Annotated in this window: 16 protein-coding genes; 9 read left to right on the forward strand and 7 right to left on the reverse strand. The window is 67.8% G+C overall.

All coding sequences use genetic code 11. The features are described 5' to 3' along the window. Nucleotides 1-22: 22 nt before the first annotated feature. Nucleotides 23-526, forward strand: a complete 504-nt coding sequence (locus tag VPH43_RS22695) for an ASCH domain-containing protein (RefSeq protein WP_328580042.1) — start codon at nucleotides 23-25, stop codon at nucleotides 524-526. Between the two features lie 3 nt (nucleotides 527-529). On the opposite strand, the gene VPH43_RS22700 is transcribed toward VPH43_RS22695, so the two are convergent. The 3 genes from VPH43_RS22700 to VPH43_RS22710 all read right to left on the reverse strand — a co-directional run bounded on the left by VPH43_RS22700 (nucleotide 530) and on the right by VPH43_RS22710 (nucleotide 3,775). Next, entirely contained in the window at nucleotides 530-2,134 is a 1,605-nt protein-coding gene (locus VPH43_RS22700) for a response regulator (RefSeq protein ID WP_328580043.1), read from the reverse strand. A 21-nt stretch (nucleotides 2,135-2,155) separates the two neighbouring features. Further along, a complete protein-coding gene (locus VPH43_RS22705) occupies nucleotides 2,156-3,325 on the reverse strand; it encodes a diguanylate cyclase domain-containing protein (protein ID WP_328580044.1) in 1,170 nt (389 codons plus the stop codon). Between the two features lie 84 nt (nucleotides 3,326-3,409). Then, nucleotides 3,410-3,775 carry a VOC family protein gene (locus tag VPH43_RS22710; protein WP_328580045.1) on the reverse strand — a complete coding sequence of 122 codons (366 nt, stop codon included), beginning with the start codon at nucleotides 3,773-3,775 and terminating at the stop codon, nucleotides 3,410-3,412. 241 nt (nucleotides 3,776-4,016) lie between these two features. Here VPH43_RS22710 and VPH43_RS22715 point away from each other — a divergent pair, with 241 nt between their 5' ends. The 4 genes from VPH43_RS22715 to lpdA all read left to right on the forward strand — a co-directional run bounded on the left by VPH43_RS22715 (nucleotide 4,017) and on the right by lpdA (nucleotide 9,102). Further along, nucleotides 4,017-5,255 carry a 3-methyl-2-oxobutanoate dehydrogenase (2-methylpropanoyl-transferring) subunit alpha gene (locus VPH43_RS22715; RefSeq protein ID WP_328580046.1) on the forward strand — a complete coding sequence of 413 codons (1,239 nt, stop codon included), beginning with the start codon at nucleotides 4,017-4,019 and terminating at the stop codon, nucleotides 5,253-5,255. Between the two features lie 83 nt (nucleotides 5,256-5,338). Beyond that, nucleotides 5,339-6,343, forward strand: coding sequence for an alpha-ketoacid dehydrogenase subunit beta (locus VPH43_RS22720; protein ID WP_328580062.1), 1,005 nt, complete (start codon nucleotides 5,339-5,341; stop codon nucleotides 6,341-6,343). Between the two features lie 2 nt (nucleotides 6,344-6,345). Then, the gene (locus VPH43_RS22725) at nucleotides 6,346-7,701 is read left to right on the forward strand and encodes a dihydrolipoamide acetyltransferase family protein (RefSeq protein WP_328580047.1); all 1,356 of its coding nucleotides are present in this window, start codon (nucleotides 6,346-6,348) and stop codon (nucleotides 7,699-7,701) included. 3 nt (nucleotides 7,702-7,704) lie between these two features. Continuing rightward, entirely contained in the window at nucleotides 7,705-9,102 is a 1,398-nt protein-coding gene (gene lpdA, locus VPH43_RS22730; protein ID WP_328580048.1) for a dihydrolipoyl dehydrogenase, read from the forward strand. A 74-nt stretch (nucleotides 9,103-9,176) separates the two neighbouring features. Here the strand turns inward: lpdA and VPH43_RS22735 are convergent, their stop codons facing one another. After that, nucleotides 9,177-9,359 (reverse strand): hypothetical protein, encoded by a 183-nt coding sequence (locus VPH43_RS22735; protein WP_328580049.1) that lies wholly within the window; start codon nucleotides 9,357-9,359, stop codon nucleotides 9,177-9,179. A gap of 118 nt (nucleotides 9,360-9,477) precedes the next feature. Further along, entirely contained in the window at nucleotides 9,478-10,293 is an 816-nt protein-coding gene (locus tag VPH43_RS22740; protein WP_328580050.1) for a helix-turn-helix domain-containing protein, read from the reverse strand. Between the two features lie 185 nt (nucleotides 10,294-10,478). Between VPH43_RS22740 and VPH43_RS22745 the strand changes: the two genes are divergently transcribed. From VPH43_RS22745 to VPH43_RS22755, 3 genes are read left to right on the forward strand one after another with little or no spacing between them, the layout of a single operon-like run. Continuing rightward, nucleotides 10,479-11,864, forward strand: a complete 1,386-nt coding sequence (locus tag VPH43_RS22745; protein ID WP_328580051.1) for a pyridoxal-phosphate dependent enzyme — start codon at nucleotides 10,479-10,481, stop codon at nucleotides 11,862-11,864. Continuing rightward, complete coding sequence (locus VPH43_RS22750) at nucleotides 11,861-13,042, forward strand: trans-sulfuration enzyme family protein (protein ID WP_328580052.1); 1,182 nt, start codon at nucleotides 11,861-11,863, stop codon at nucleotides 13,040-13,042. Before VPH43_RS22745 ends, VPH43_RS22750 begins: the two co-directional genes overlap by 4 nt. Nucleotides 13,043-13,097: 55 nt before the next feature. Further along, entirely contained in the window at nucleotides 13,098-13,391 is a 294-nt protein-coding gene (locus VPH43_RS22755; RefSeq protein WP_328580053.1) for a hypothetical protein, read from the forward strand. A gap of 17 nt (nucleotides 13,392-13,408) precedes the next feature. Here VPH43_RS22755 and VPH43_RS22760 read toward each other — a convergent pair whose 3' ends face one another. Both VPH43_RS22760 and VPH43_RS22765 read right to left on the reverse strand, forming a co-directional pair. Then, nucleotides 13,409-14,332 carry an aminotransferase class IV gene (locus VPH43_RS22760; RefSeq protein ID WP_328580054.1) on the reverse strand — a complete coding sequence of 308 codons (924 nt, stop codon included), beginning with the start codon at nucleotides 14,330-14,332 and terminating at the stop codon, nucleotides 13,409-13,411. Nucleotides 14,333-14,376: 44 nt separating this feature from the next. Next, nucleotides 14,377-15,471: a saccharopine dehydrogenase family protein gene (locus VPH43_RS22765; RefSeq protein ID WP_328580055.1), complete on the reverse strand. Its 1,095-nt coding sequence runs from the start codon at nucleotides 15,469-15,471 to the stop codon at nucleotides 14,377-14,379. A 138-nt stretch (nucleotides 15,472-15,609) separates the two neighbouring features. On the opposite strand from VPH43_RS22765, the gene VPH43_RS22770 reads away from it, so the two are divergent. Continuing rightward, nucleotides 15,610-16,083 carry an Lrp/AsnC family transcriptional regulator gene (locus VPH43_RS22770; RefSeq protein WP_328580056.1) on the forward strand — a complete coding sequence of 158 codons (474 nt, stop codon included), beginning with the start codon at nucleotides 15,610-15,612 and terminating at the stop codon, nucleotides 16,081-16,083. Nucleotides 16,084-16,238: the final 155 nt, after the last annotated feature.

The raw sequence follows: 16,238 nt of genomic DNA on the forward strand, positions 1-16,238 counted from the left end.
ACGGTCTGGCTACCTCCCCCCCATGATCCCGGCAACCACCCTCCCCGAAGCCATCCAGGCATTCTGGAACGACTTCGCCCGCCAGCATGGAAACGGGGTGCACGCCCGCTTCTACGAGTCGTTCTGCTTCTGCGACAACGAAGCCGACGCGGATGCCTTGGCCGCGCTGGTCCTCGCGGGCACCAAACGGGCGACCGCCGGGCTGGCGTGGAGCAACGAACACCACGGCACGCCCATGCCGACACCGGGTGCGTTGAGCGTCGTGACCACCTGGGCTGGCGCGCCGGTATGCGTGATCGAAACCACGGCGGTTGAACTGCTGCCGTTCGACCAGGTGAGTTCCGAGTTTGCCGCGGCCGAGGGCGAAGGCGATGGATCGCTCGCCTACTGGCGCGACGCACACTGGCGCTACTTTTGCCGCGAGTGTGAACGCCTGCAGCGAACGCCCACACCGCAGATGCCGGTGGTGTGCGAGCGGTTTGAGGTGGTGTACCCCGTGCGGTCTGGCGTCACGCCAGCCGCCTGATCCTCAAGGCCCGCCGGGCGTGGCCAGCCGCAGCTGCGCGCCGTAGCTGTGATAGCGGCTGCGGAGCTCGTCGATGCGGTGCTGCAGCGCGTCGGCCTCGCGGATGGCCGCATGGTGGCGCTGCAGCGTGTGCTCGGCCAGGTCCAGCAACCGGCGGTTGAGGGTTTCTTCCGAGCCGGCCAGCAGCGCCTCCACCGCCGCCTGCGGCTTGCGCTGCACCGACAGGGTGACGCCCTGCTCCGCCAGCTTGCCGATGTGGCTGTGGCCCTCGCGGATGGTGCCCACCACGTCGGCCTCCAGCCGGGCGGCACTGGCCAGCAGCTCCGTGCTGGCCTTGGACACCGCAAAGCGCCGCGCCAGCCGGGTGAGCGACGCGTCGATGTCCTCCATCGGGTGGTCTTCACGGGCCAGCCGTGCGGCCAGCATGAGCGCATTGCAGGCGGCCTCGAAATCGAACAGCGGATCGTGCACCGCTTCGAGCATCTGCCGCACCTGCGCCACCGCATCGGCCATGCGGCCTAGCGACAGCAGGCGCAACGTGTCCAGCACCGCACCAAAGCGCACCAGGCGCGCACTGCCGGGCACGCTGGCCAGGATGCGGCCGAAGCTGCTGTGCAGCTGCGCCAGCGGCCGGGTCTGGCGCCGGTCGAACTGCAAGGTGGCCAGCAGGACCAGGCCCTGCAGGTCGTATTGTTTCGCGCTCAGGCCGATGTCGGTGGCCTGCTGCAGCGCGTCGGTGGCTTCCGTGGGGTCGCCATAGTAGAAGGCCAGCACACCGAGCTTCTGCAGCCGCGGCACGCTGCCCGGCGTGAGCTGCGCCGCGCGCCGCATCGCGGCCAGCGCGTCCTGCGAATGGCCTTGTTCCAGCAGCGTGCGGCACATCAGGTCGTAGGCATCCGACTGCCCGGGCTGTTGCGCCAGCAGGCTCTCCAGCGTGCGACGGGACGCCGCCGGGGCACCGGCTTCGCCCGGTGGCGCGGGCGTGATGCCGGTGCGCGCCCACGGCAAGGCCTTGGTGGCCAGCACCGCCTCCTGCAGGCGCATCGCCGCTTGCGCATCGCCCAGCTGCAGCAGCAGTTCAGCGCCGATGCGGGCGGCTTGCACCCAACCTTCGGTCTTGGCCTCGTACAACGCGGTGCACAGCTGCGCCGCTTCGGCAAAGGCCTTGTTCTCCACCCGGTCCAGGATGGGCTGCAGCAGGCGCTTGCGCCGCCGCGCTTCCTGCAGCTTGTGGCGCAGCGCCTCCCGGGTATAGGGCCGGATCAGGTAGGCATCCAGCGCAGCCTCGGCGGCTTCGGCCACCTGCGCATAACCCGCGTCACTGGAGATCAGGATCACGATGGTGGACAGCGGCAGCTGCTGGGCCTGGCGCAGCTGGTCGATCAGCTGCTGGCCGGTCATGGGGTCGTCGGCAAAGCTCGAGTCGCACAGCACGATGTCGTACTGCAGTGCCGGCAGCACCCGGGCCGCGTCCGTGGGCCTCTGCAGCTGGTCGACGTGGCCGACGCCAAAGCGCTTGAGCGCGCTGGTGAGCTCGGCGCGCGAGGCCAGGTCCCCGTCGATCACGCAGGCGCGTGCGCTGCCGATGTCCGGATCGATGGGTTTCATGCGGACCAATATGCCATGGGCTCAGGCACAGGTGCGCACGGTGCCCTTGCCGGCGTGTTTGGCCAGGTACATGGCCGCGTCGGCCCGGCTGAGCAGGCCGGTGGGCTCGTTGGCGTCCTGCGGGTACACGGCTATGCCGATGCTGGCGCTGATGCGATGCTCCGGATGGGCGGGCAATAGCGGCTCCTGCACGGCCTGGATCAGCCGCTGTGCCAGCAGCTGCGCGCCTTCAGCCGTGTAGGCTTCCAGCAGCACCGCGAACTCGTCGCCGCCCAGGCGGGCCACGAAGTCGCTGCGGCGCACCACCCCGGCAAAACGCTGGGCCACCGCCTGCAGCAGCTGGTCGCCCACATGGTGGCCCAGCTCGTCGTTGATGCGCTTGAAACCGTCCAGGTCGATGAACAGCAGCGCCCGCTGCTCGTCCTTGCGCGCCGCGCGTGCGATGCTGCGGGCCAGCTCGTCGCTGAAGTGGCGCCGGTTCGGCAGCAGGGTCAACGCATCCTGCAGCGCCTGTTGCGCCAGCCGGTCGGACAAGGCCTGGCGCGCGCGCACCTGGGCCGCCAGCGACCGATAGGCCACCACGCCGCCACCCAGCATCAGCGCCAGCACCAGCACCTCCACATACAGCAGCACGGTACGGCGGCCATCCACCACGCGGGCCAGGTGGTCATGGGTGGCGGCTTCGCGCTGCTTCAGGTCGGCCAGGGTGCCCAGCACGCGCTCCATGGTCTCGCGGTCATCCTCCGCTGCCACCAGCGCGCGCGCACGCTCGGACGCACCTGCCTTGCGGGCGTCGATGGCCGCCTGCAGCTGCGTGAGCTTGCGCTGCGCGGTCTGGGCCAGCAGCTCGATGTCGTGCAAGGTGGCCGAATCCTCGGCATAGACGAAGCGCAGGTTGGTGAAGGCGGAGGCGGCGCGCACACGTGCCCCCTCGTAAGGCTGCAGCTGCTCGTCCCGGCCGGTGATCAGGAAACCGCGTTGCCGGGTTTCGGCATCCAGGATGCTCACCAGCGCACGGTCCAGCTCCACCGAGCGCGCGAGCGATTCGGCACCCAGCTCCTCCACGCGGTCGGCCGCCACCTTGATGAAATAGCTGGAGGCCACCGCCGCCACCATCAGCCAGCCCACGGCCACCATGCCGTAGGCCAGCTTGCGCTCCACGGCGACTGGCTTCGATGGTGACAGCGTCATGCTCGTGTAAACCCTTAAGCAGGGCTGCAGTGCCGCGCTGAAAAGCAGTATCGGCCGGTTCGCCACGCCGGTTGAATGGCGCCCTTAGAGGGTTTGCCCGATGCGCCACAGCACACCGCTGGGGTCCACCATCGCGAAATCGCGCATGCCCCAGGGTTTGTCGGACGGCGCTTCGCAGCGCACGCCGTGGCGCAGCACCACCGGCTGCAGCGCCGCCCACCAGCGGTCCACATCCTCGACCTGCAGGTGCATCATGAAGTTGTCGGCCAGCTCGGCCCGGTAGAAGTTCTGCAGCAGGAAGCTGCAGGGCCCGTGGCGGAACTGCGCCACCTCGTCGTTGGCCCATTCCATGGTGAAACCCAGCTCTTGGTAGAAGCGCTGGGCGAGGACAAAGTCCTTGGCGGGAACAAAGGCCTTGGCCTCGACGGAACGCAGGTGCTGGGCTGTCATGGCGCGCATCATGCCGGCCGGCGCCCATGCGCCCGCCCCCAAACACCAGGGATTCCCCTCTCCGGCCGGGCGGGCTTGGCGCCGCGGTGGTCCGCAAAAATCCAGTACCCTTGCCTCGCATGCCGCGCACGGACACCCCGCACGCGGTTTGCCCCACCGGCATGGCACGCGGCCACCCTGCGTGCTGGCCTCTTTCAAGCGACACACCGCTCGACACGATCGGGCACGGAGCTGAATGCGCATGAGCACAGAGCAAGCGCCGCTGCGTCTGCACGTGCCGGAGCCCACCGGGCGCCCCGGCTGCAAGACCGACTTTTCCTACCTGCACGTGTCGCCCGCCGGCACCGTGCGCCGCCCCCCCACCGACACCACCCCTCAGGACACGCACGACCTGGCGTATGCCTTGGTGCGCGTGCTCGACGAAAACGGCCAGGCCGTCGGGCCGTGGGCGCCCGAGATCGATGCCACCCGGCTGCGCAAGGGCTTGCGCGCGATGATGAAGACGCGCATCTTCGACGCCCGCATGCTGATCGCGCAGCGCCAGAAGAAGCTGTCGTTCTACATGCAGTGCCTGGGCGAGGAAGCGATTGCGGTGGCCCACTCCCTGGCGCTGCAACAGGGCGACATGTGCTTTCCCACCTATCGGCAGCAGGGGCTGCTGCTGGCGCGCGACGACATCTCCATGGTCGAGATGATGTGCCAGCTGATGAGCAACGAGCGCGATCCCCTCAAAGGGCGCCAGCTGCCGGTGATGTATTCGTACAAGCGCGCCGGCTTCTTCACCATCTCGGGCAACCTGGCCACGCAGTTCATCCAGGCGGTGGGCTGGGGCATGGCCTCGGCGATCAAGGGCGACACCAAGATCGCGTCGGCCTGGATCGGCGACGGCGCCACGGCGGAATCGGACTTCCACACCGCCCTCACCTTCGCCCACGTGTACCGCGCGCCGGTGATCCTGAACGTGGTGAACAACCAGTGGGCGATCTCCACCTTCCAGGCCATCGCGGGCGGCGAGGCGACCACGTTCGCTGCCCGCGGCGTGGGCTGCGGCATCGCGTCGTTGCGGGTGGACGGCAATGACTTCCTCGCGGTGTATGCCGCGTCGCAATGGGCGGCCGAACGCGCACGCAGCAACCTGGGCCCCACGCTGATCGAGTGGGTGACCTACCGCGCCGGCCCGCACTCCACGTCCGACGACCCGTCGAAGTACCGGCCGGCCGACGACTGGCAGCGCTTCCCACTGGGCGACCCGATCGCTCGGCTGAAGCAGCACCTCATCGCCATCGGCGAATGGTCGGACGCCCAGCACGACCAGGTGCAGAAGGAACTGGAAGCCGAGGTGGCCGCCGCGCAGAAGGAAGCCGAAAGCCACGGCACCCTGCTGGACGGCCACATCCCGAGCGCGGCCTCGATGTTCGAGGACGTCTACAAGGACATGCCGGAGCACCTGCGCCGGCAACGCCAGCAGTTGGGGGTATGAACATGCTCACGAAGACCAAGGAAGCCGCACCCGGCAACGAGCCGGGCAGCGAGCCGGGCAGCGAGCTCGGCAAGACGGCCTCGATGACGATGATCCAGGCCTTGCGCTCGGCCATGGACGTGATGATGGCGCGCGACGAGAACGTGGTGGTCTACGGCCAGGACGTGGGCTACTTCGGCGGCGTGTTCCGCGTGACCGAAGGGCTGCAGGCCAAGTACGGCAAGTCCCGCTGCTTCGATGCGCCCATCTCCGAAGGCGGCATCGTGGGCACCGCGGTGGGCATGGGCGCCTACGGCTTGCGGCCGGTGGTGGAGATCCAGTTTGCCGACTACTTCTATCCGGCGTCTGACCAGATCGTGTCGGAAGCAGCGCGCCTGCGCTACCGCTCGGCGGGCGACTTCACCGCGCCCATCACCATCCGCATGCCCTGCGGCGGCGGCATCTATGGCGGCCAGACGCACAGCCAGAGCCCGGAGGCGCTGTTCACCCATGTGTGCGGCCTGCGCACCGTGATGCCCAGCAACCCCTACGACGCCAAGGGCCTGCTGATCGCCTCGATCGAGAACGACGATCCCGTGATCTTCCTGGAGCCCAAGCGGCTGTACAACGGGCCGTTCGACGGCCACCACGACCGCCCGGTGGTGCCCTGGTCCAAGCACCCAATGGGCAAGGTGCCGGAGGGTTACTACAGCCTGCCGCTGGACAAGGCCGCGGTGTTCCGCCCCGGCAAGGACCTGACCGTCATCACCTACGGCACCATGGTCTGGGTGTCGGATGCGGCGGCCACTGAAACCGGCGTGGACGCCGAGATCATCGACCTGCGCACGCTGTGGCCGCTGGACCTGGACACCATCGTCGAATCGGTGAAGAAGACCGGCCGCTGCGTGGTGGTGCATGAAGCCACCCAGACCAGCGGCTTCGGCGCCGAGCTGACCTCGCTGGTGCAGGAACATTGCTTCTATCACCTGGAAGCGCCCGTCGAGCGTGTGGCGGGCTGGGACACGCCCTACCCGCATGCGCAGGAGTGGGCCTATTTCCCGGGCCCCGAGCGCATCGGTGCCGCGTTCAAACGTGCGATGGAGACCTGACCGTGGGCATGCATGTGATCAAGATGCCGGACATCGGCGAAGGCATCGCTGAAGTGGAACTTGTGGCCTGGCGCGTGCAGCCGGGCGACGAGGTGAAGGAAGACCAGATCCTGGCCGACGTGATGACCGACAAGGCCACGGTCGAGATTCCCTCGCCGGTGGTCGGCAAGGTGGTATCGCTGGGCGGCAAGGTGGGTGAGCAGATGGCGGTGGGCGCCGAGCTCATCCGGCTGGAGGTGGACGGTGTAGGCAATGTGAAGGGCGATGCGCCGGCGCGGCCGGCTGCGACAGCGCCTGGGCCAGCACCGGCGTCATCCGCATCGTCGGCGCCGCTGACCAGTTCACCGCCGGTGTCCCCCGAAGGTGGCACGGCGGTCGCGCCGGTGCTTTCACCGAGCACCACTTCCAAGGGCGCACCCGCCGAGCAGGCGAAGCAGCCGGTCGTCGCGCGTGCGCCGGTGGCGCCTACGCGCCCGGCCGGCGACAAGCCGATCGCCTCGCCGGCCGTGCGCCGCCGCGCCTGGGAGCTGGGCATCGAGCTGCAGTACGTGCATGGCAGCGGCCCGGCCGGGCGCATCGTGCATGAGGACCTGGACGTCTACCTGGCCTCGCGCGGCCAGCCGATGGGCACCGGCCTCAGCAGTGCCTACGCAGAGCGCCATGAGGAAGAGGCCACTCCCGTCATCGGCCTGCGCCGCAAGATCGCGCAGAAGATGCAGGACGCCAAGCGGCGCATCCCGCACTTCAGCTATGTGGAAGAAGTGGACGTCACCGAGCTGGAAGCGCTGCGCACCAAGCTCAACACCAAGTACGCGGCCGAGCGCGGCAAGCTGACCTTGCTGCCGCTGCTGGCGCGCGCGGTGGTGCTGGCGGTGCGCGACTTCCCGATGATGAACGCACGCTTCGACGACGACGCCGGCGTGGTCACCCGCCATGGCGCCGTGCACCTGGGCATCGCCACGCAGACCGAGGCGGGGCTGATGGTGCCGGTGGTGCAGCATGCCGAGTCGCGTGATCCCTGGGCGATCGCGGCTGAAGTGAGCCGCCTGGCGGAGGCCGCGCGCACCGGCAAAGCCTCGCGCGAGGAGCTGAGCGGCTCCACCATCACCATCACCAGCCTGGGCGCGCTGGGTGGGATCGTCACCACGCCGGTGATCAACCATCCGGAGGTGGCGATCATCGGCGTCAACCGCATCGTGGAGCGGCCGATGATCCGCGGCGGCGCGGTGGTGGCGAGGCAGATGATGAACCTGTCGTCCTCCTTCGACCACCGCGTGGTCGACGGCATGGATGCAGCGGAGTTCATCCAGGCGATTCGCGCGATGCTGGAGTCGCCGGCGATGCTCTTTGTGGAGTAAGCGATGGCCACACAAACAACAACGCTGCTGGTCATCGGCGGCGGGCCGGGCGGCTACGTGGCCGCCATCCGGGCCGGCCAGCTTGGCATCCCCACCGTGCTGGTCGAAGGCGACAAGCTGGGCGGCACCTGCCTCAACATCGGCTGCATTCCGTCCAAGGCGCTGATCCACGCCGCCGAAGAGTTCGACAAGGTGCGCCACTACGCCAACAGCTCGCCGCTGGGCATCCACGTGCAGTCACCCGGCATCGACCTGGCTCAGACGGTGCGCTGGAAGGATGGCATCGTGGGCAAGCTCACCGGCGGAGTCGGTGCGCTGCTGAAGAAGAACGGCGTGCAGGTGGTCAAGGGCTGGGCCAGCATCGCGGACGGCAAGACGGTGGACGTCAAGGCGACCGACGGCAGCACGCAGCGCATCCAGTGCGAACACCTGCTGCTGGCGACGGGCTCGGTGCCAGTGCAGTTGCCCTCCATGCCGTTCGGCGGCAACGTGATTTCGTCAACGGAGGCGCTGACTCCAGCCACCCTGCCCAAGCGCCTGGTGGTCGTCGGTGCCGGCTACATCGGGCTGGAGCTGGGCATCGCCTACCGCAAGCTGGGCGCCGAGGTGGCGGTGGTGGAAGCCACAGAACGCGTGCTGCCCACCTACGACGAAGAGTTGACCAAGCCGGTGCTGGCAGCGCTCAAGCGCATGGGCGTGGTGCTGCACCTGGGCTGCAGCGTGCAAGGCCTTACCGACACTGGCAATGCGGTGCGGGTGCGCAGCGCCACCGCCGATGAGTTCGCCTTGCCGGCTGACCGCGTGCTGGTGGCCGTGGGGCGCAAGCCGCGCACCGAAGGTTTCAACCTGGAATCGCTGCAGCTGGACACGGCAGGCCGCGCGCTGAAGGTGGACGACCAGTGCCGCACCTCGATGCGCAACGTCTGGGCCATCGGCGACCTCACCGGCGAGCCGATGCTGGCGCACCGCGCGATGGCACAGGGCGAAATGGTGGCGGAGGTGATCGCGGGCCACAAGCGCCGCTTTGCGCCGGCGGCGATGCCGGCCGTGTGTTTCACTGACCCGGAAGTCGTCGTCGTCGGCCAGTCACCCGCGGAGGCCGAACACGCAGGGCTCGACTGCATCAGCGCGATGTTCCCGTTTGCTGCCAATGGGCGCGCCATGAGCATCGAATCCACCGACGGCTTCGTGCGCGTGGTGGCACGGCGCGACAACCACCTCATCCTGGGCTGGCAGGCGGTGGGCCGGGCCGTGTCCGAGCTGAGCACGGCGTTCTCGCATTCCATCGAGATGAGCGCCCGGCTGGAGGATGTGGCGGGCACCATCCATGCGCATCCCACCCTGGGCGAGGCGGTGCAGGAAGCCGCCCTGCGCGCCCTGGGGCACGCACTGCACATCTAAAGCGAAGCGGAGTCACCGTCTTGCTTCTGGACGGTGACTTCGCCTGCCCCGCAGGCGGTGCCGCTGGCGGTTGCCTACAGGCAGTCCTGCTCGGCGAACAGTTCGTCGGCCACGCGTTCCGGGCAGGCCGCCGTGCCGTAGGCCAGGTGCATTTCGGTGGCGAGCTCCATCGCCTCGGGCGCGGCCACCAGGTGGCGCAATTGGATGCGCTGTGCGCAGCGCTGGATCCAGGTCGGGTTGGTGTTCTCGTCCGGCATGTGATGTCCTCGTTGCAGTTGAAGCCATCGTAGGGCGGGTGGCTCGCTGCGCGAATCCGAGAAGTGCTGACGCCGGTGTCGGACAGCGCCTACAGGGTCCAGGGAGGGTTCCGCCGCGCTACAACGCCACGTGCATCGGATCCTTGCGCGGCCTGGCGAGGTAGGCGCTGGGCGTGATGCCGGCAAAGGCCTTGAACTCATGCACCAGGTGAGCCTGGTCGTGCAGCCCGGCGTCCACTGCCAGCCGGGCCCACTCCACGGGGCCGCCGCCGTGGAGGTGGCCGATCAAGGCGCGGAAGCGGCATACGCGGGCATAACGCTTGGGACTCATGCCCACCTGCTCGTTGAACAGCGCGCGCAAGCGCCGCTCGCTCAGGCCGCAGTGGTGCGCCAGCCCGGCGACACGCGCCATCGTGGGCTCGCGTGCAAGCGCAGCCAGCGCCCAGCTCACGGGCGATGCAGGGCCGGCGCGAGGCACCTGCCGCGTCAGCCAATCGCTCAACCGCACCAGCCGCTGGGCGGCGGCAGGCGCTTCCAGCAACTGCTCACGCAACAGTCGCGCGCGAGCGCCGAACAAGGCCTCCAGGCCAACTTCGCGATCGCACAGGCCATCCAGGCGCTCGCGCAGAAAGGCAGCGGCACCGCCGGGCTGGAACACCACGCCCATCACCGCCACCTGCTCGTCCGTGTCGATGATGATGCTGCGCGTCTGCGGCCCAGCCAGCACCGCGGCCGGACGCCGCTCGCAGGTGTGCACGTCGTCGTCGGAATAGGCGCGTGTCTCCTCTTCCGCCAGATTGATGATGACCGACACCATCGGCATCGGCAGCACCCGCTCCAGCGCAAAGGAAGCGCCTGGCGCCACATGCCAGTCCCACAGCTTGTCCACGAAGGGACGCAGCGGTGGCGGCGCCGGCAGGGTCATGAAGGCCATGGCCGCAAGCGTAAACCGTGGGCCGCCGCCTCGGTGCTTGCCCTCATGCGGATAACGACCATGCTCATGCCTTGGGGATCGTGGGCCCCGGTCGCGCGGCGTATGCTCCACCGCCTCTACCGACAACTTTGCTGCGCGCACTGTGGCGGCCACCAGCGGCTGCAGACCGACGCAGCCTCAACGCCATGAGTGTGACTTCCACCCCTTCCACCCGGCCCGCGATACTGGACCTGATCGGCAACACACCCCTGTTGCAGGTCACGCGCTTCGACACCGGCTGTTGCCAGCTTTTCCTCAAGCTCGAATCGCAGAACCCCGGCGGCTCCATCAAGGACCGCATCGGCCTGGCGATGATCGAGGTGGCCGAACGCGAGGGCCGGCTCAAGCCCGGCGGCACGGTGATCGAGGCCACGGCCGGCAACACCGGACTGGGGCTCGCCCTGGTGGCGCGCGCCAAGGGCTACAAGGTCTGCCTGGTGGTGCCGGACAAGATGTCGGCCGAAAAGGTGCTGCACCTCAAGGCCCTGGGTGCGGAAGTGCACACCACGCGGTCGGACGTGGGCAAGGGCCACCCCGCCTACTACCAGGACTTCGCCGCGCGGCTGGCGAAAGAAATCCCGGACAGCTACTACATCGACCAGTTCAACAACCCCGCCAACCCGCTGGCCCATGAGACGACCACCGCTCCGGAGATCTGGCAGCAGATGGGGCACCGCATCGATGCCATCGTGTGCGGCGTGGGCTCCGGCGGCACCCTCACCGGCTTGAAGCGCTACTTCGGCAAGGTGAGCCCGAACACCGAGATCGTGCTCGCCGACCCCAAGGGCTCGGTGCTGGCCGACTACATCGCCACCGGCAAGGTGGGGGAAGCCGGCTCCTGGGCGGTGGAAGGCATCGGCGAGGACTTCATCCCCTCCATCGCCGACCTGTCCGGCGTGCGCACCGCCTACACCATCGACGACGAAGAGAGCTTCGGCACTGCGCGCGAGCTGCTCAAGCGCGAAGGCATCGCCAGCGGCTCATCCACCGGCACGCTGCTGGCGGCGGCGCTGCGCCACTGCCGCGCGCAGAAGACGCCCCAGCGCGTGGTGACCTTCGTGTGCGACACCGGCACGCGTTATCTGTCCAAGGTGTTCAACGACCATTGGATGTTCGACCAGGGGCTGCTGCATCGCACCACGGTGGGCGACCTGCGTGACCTGATCTCGCGCCGTTTCGAGGACGACGCGGTGATCAGCGTGAACCCCGACGACGCCCTGCTCACCGCCTTCCAGCGCATGCGCGCGGCCGACGTGTCCCAGCTGCCCGTCATCCAGGAGGGGCGCCTGATCGGCCTGCTCGATGAATCCGACGTGCTGCTGCGGGTGCACGGTGACTCGGAGCGCTTTCGTGAGCCGGTGCGCTCGGCCATGAGCCAGCGGGTGGAAACACTGCCACCCAACGCCGACTTGAACACCCTGCTGTCCACCCTCAACGCCGGCCTGGTGGCCGTGATCGCCGACCGCCAGCGTTTCTATGGACTCATCACCCGGTTCGACCTGCTGAACCACCTGCGGAGAAGCCTCGCATGAGTGCGAACGACAACGACCACGGATTCAACACCCGCGTGATCCACGGCGGGCAGACCCCCGACCCGACCACGGGCGCGATCATGCCGCCCATCTACGCCACCTCCACCTATGTGCAAAGCAGCCCGGGGGTGCACAAGGGCTACGAGTATTCACGCTCGCAGAACCCGACCCGTGAGGCTTTCGAGCGCTGTGTGGCCAACCTCGAGAACGGCCAGCGCGGTTATGCCTTCGCATCGGGGCTGGCAGGCATGTCGACCGTGCTGGAGCTGCTGGACAGCGGCTCGCACGTGGTGGCCAGCGACGACCTCTACGGCGGCTCCTTTCGCCTGTTCGAGCGCGTGCGGCGGCGCAGCGCGGGCCATGATTTCAGCTTCGTGGACCTCACGAATCCGGACCGCCTGCGCGCGGCCATCCGGCCGGACACCAGGATGCTGTGGGTGGAAACACCCTCCAACCCGCTGCTCAAGCTCACCGACTTGGAAGCAGTAGCCGCCATCGCGCGCGAACACGGCCTGATTGCCGTGGCGGACAACACCTTTGCCAGCCCCTGGGGGCAGCGGCCGCTGGACCTGGGCTTCGACATCGTGGTGCACTCCACCACCAAGTACCTCAACGGCCACTCCGACATCGTGGGCGGCGTGGCGGTGGTCGGCAAGCAGCCGCACCATGCGGCGCTGGCCGAGCAGCTGGCATTCCTGCACAACGCGGTGGGTGCGATCGCGGCGCCCTTCGATTCGTTCATGGCCTTGCGTGGCGTGAAGACACTGGCCATCCGCATGGAGCGCCACTCCAGCAATGCGCTGCAGCTGGCGCAGTGGCTGCAGGGCCAACCGAAGGTGGCAAAGGTGCACTACCCCGGCCTGGAGACGCATCCGCAGCACGCCCTGGCCCGCCGCCAGATGCGCAACGGCTTCGGCGGCATGATCTCCATCGAGCTCCAGTCCGACCTGGCCGGCTCACGTCGCTTCCTGGAGGCCTGCGAGCTCTTCTCCCTGGCCGAAAGCCTGGGCGGCGTGGAAAGCCTGATCGAGCATCCGGCCATCATGACGCACGCGTCCATTCCCGCCGAGCAGCGGGCCGCACTCGGCATTGGTGACACGCTGATCCGCCTGTCGGTGGGCATCGAGGACGTGAACGACTTGCGCGGCGAGCTGCAGCGGGCGCTGGCCGCGGTGTAGCTGGCGGGCACGGCGGTTGCGGAGCAAGGCTGTCCCGCTTTGCGAAGGAACCGCCATGAACGCCACCACCGCCCTGCTCACGCTGGCCCTCGCCATGCCCGCCGCGTGGGCGCAGACCGGCACGGCGAGCAATGACCCGAATGCGATGCCGCAAGGCCCGGTGGGCACGGCCCGGGCCGATCGCCAGAGCGACCAGCAGGCAGCCTATGAGCGTGCCCGGGCCGATTGCCGCAAGGAGCCGCGCCGTACGCGCCGCAATTGCATCGTCGAGGCGCAGAAGGACTATGACCGGGAACAGACCGGCGGTCCGGCGCTGAACCTGTCGCGGCCGGCGCTCACGCCGCAATAGCTGCGGCCCCGTCCGCGTCAGGCGCGGTCGCCGGGAAGCGGCCGCACCGCTTCGCTGTAGCGCGGGTCGGCATGCAAGGCCCAATACCCGTGTTGCAACTGCGTGGTCACCGGGCCGAACGCGCCGGGGGCGCGGCCACCCACCGGCTGGCCATCCACCTGCGCGATGGCGATCACACCACCACCGGTGCTGGTGAGGAACACTTCGTCCGCGATGCGCAATTCGTCGGCCGCGAGCGGCCTCTCCTGTGTCTCATACCCGGCAGCGCGGGCAAGCTCGATCGCCGTGCGGCGCGAGACACCCTCCAGCACACCGGCATCGGGTGTCACCACCAGCGGCGCAGCGCCTGGGCGGGAGAACACCGCAAACACGTTGAAGCCAGGCCCTTCGGTGACATGGCCCTGGGCATCCGGCAGCACCACCGTCTCGCCGCCGCGGTCGTAGGCTTTGAACAGGCCGCTCACGAAGTCCAGCCAGTGGTAGTTCTTGATGCGCGGATCCACGCTTTGCGCCGGGATGCGTTGCGCGTCGCTGACGATCAGGTTCACGCCGCGGCGCTGTTTGTCGGGGTCGGCGATCCACACGAAGGGAATGGCAAACGCCATGAAACGGTTGGTGCAGCTGCGCGGGTCGCGCGAGCCCGGAGTGGGCATGCCGCGTGTGCAGAGCACTTCCACGTAGGCATCGCGCAGGCCGGCGCGGGCCACGCATTCGTGCATCACGCTGCGCATCTCTTCGCGCGTGACGCCGGGGTCCAGGCGCAGAGCCTTCAGGCTGCGTTCGAAGCGGTCAAGGTGGTCATCCAGCCGGAAGAAGCGGCCCTGCCACACGTGCGCGACGTCATAGGTGGCGTCGGAGTGCAGGAAGCCCCAATCGAAGATGGAAATCTTGGCGTCTTCCGGAGCGACGAAGGCGCCATCGATGTACGCGCAGCCTTGCATGCGGCCATCATAGGGGAGCGGTCGCCCCGCTCCCCTGCCGTGCGTCAGCCGATCGACTCGACCTGGCGCGACTGCTGATAGGCGCTGCCGAACCGGTTGGCAAGGAACGCCGGCAGTTCTACTTCCTCCTGGCGAATGAAGCCCTTCTGCGGCAGCTTGCCTTCACGGAACAGGTCCACCGCGGCACAGATGCCGGCCGCCGTGGTGATCTGGATGGCGGACAGCGGATGGCTTTCGTCGCGGTCGGCAAAGATCTTGCGCGCGAACACCTCCTGCACCAGCGAGCCGTTGCGCAGGCCGCTGACGGTGACGAACACCAGCACCACGTCCTGCATGGTCATCGGCACCGAGCGGCGCATGATGTCCTTCAGCGTTTCCTGGTCGCTCTTCAGCTGCAGCTCTTCCAGCAGCATCCACATCAGGTCGCGATGGCCGGGATAGCGCACGGTCTTGTAGTCCAGCGAACGCACCTTGCCGGCCCAGGTTTCGCACAGCGTGCCCAGGCCACCGGAGGTGTTGAACGCCTCGTACTCCACCCCGTCGAGCGAGAAGTGCTCAAGTCCCTCGAGCGCCATCACCTCCACCGGGTTGCCATCACGGATGGATTCGCAGGGATGGCAGTACTCGTTGATCAGGCCGTCGACGCTCCAGGTGAGGTTGTACTTCAGCGCATTGGTCGGAAACGCTGGCAGCGCGCCCACACGCATCTTCACGTCCTGCACGCTGTCGAATTGCTTGGCCAGGTGATGCGCGACGATGCCGATGAAACCGGGCGCCAGGCCGCACTGCGGCATGAAAGCCGTGCTCGAGCCTTTGGCCAGATCCTTGATGGCACGCGTGGCGGCCACGTCTTCGGTCAGGTCGAAATAGTGGCAACCGGCTTCGCGCGCCTGCGTCGCGGCAACGGTGGCCAAGTGGTAGGGCAGCGCGTTGATCACCGCATCGTGACCACGCAGCGCTTCCAGCAACGCCCGCGCATCCGACGTGTCCGTCACGGTGGTACGGACCTTCATGTTGCCCAGCTTGGCCAGCGAGGCCTGGCTTTTGTCAACCACGGTCACCTGGTAGTCACCGCTTTCGCTCAGCAGCCGAGCGATGAGTTGACCGATATGACCTGCTCCCAGCAGCACGACGCGCATGGTGTTCTCCTCAAGAAATGATGGCGAAGTCTAGAGAGCGTGGGGGTCGGAAGATAGCGCGAGTTCGTCGAAAACCCGTGTGTGGCTGACGTATCGTCAGCGTTACGATGCGAATCGTCAGAGTTTCCGTTTTACGCGATGCCCAGAATCTCCGCGCGCCCGGCTTTCCCCGCCACTGTCAAAGACCAGCTCGATCGGGACCTGCTCGCCCTGCTGCAGGCGAACGCGCGGGAATCAGCCGCCAATCTCGCACGCAAGCTCGGTGTAGCACGCACCACGGTGTTGGCCAGGGTGAGCCGCATGGAGCGCGAAGGCGTGATCGTGGGCTACACCGTGCGCTTGGGGCAGGACGAGGCGGATCGTGGGGTCAACGCGTACGTGGGTATCACCACTGAGCCCAAATCGGGTCGCGACGTGACCCGCCGCCTCGCCCGGATACCGGAGCTTCGACAACTGTGCTCGGTGAGCGGCGAATTCGACTACATCGCGCTGCTGCGCGCTGAATCGATGCCCCGGCTGGACGCGCTGCTGGACGAGATCGGAGAGATCGAGGGCGTGATCAAGACGACCACGTCAGTGGTACTCGCGGTGCGCACGGACCGGACGGCTTGATCCGGTGTCGCTGATAAGCGAACCGTCGCTCCAAAGCAAAACCCCCGCCAGATTACTCTGGTGGGGGTTTAAATAAATAGCCTGACGATGTCCTACTTTCACACGGGAATCCGCACTATCATCGGCGCAGAGGCGTTTCACTGTCCTGTTCGGGA

This window comes from Ideonella sp. BN130291, from assembly GCF_036231905.1.
In the GTDB taxonomy this organism is placed as follows: Bacteria; Pseudomonadota; Gammaproteobacteria; order Burkholderiales; family Burkholderiaceae_C; genus CAMLIZ01.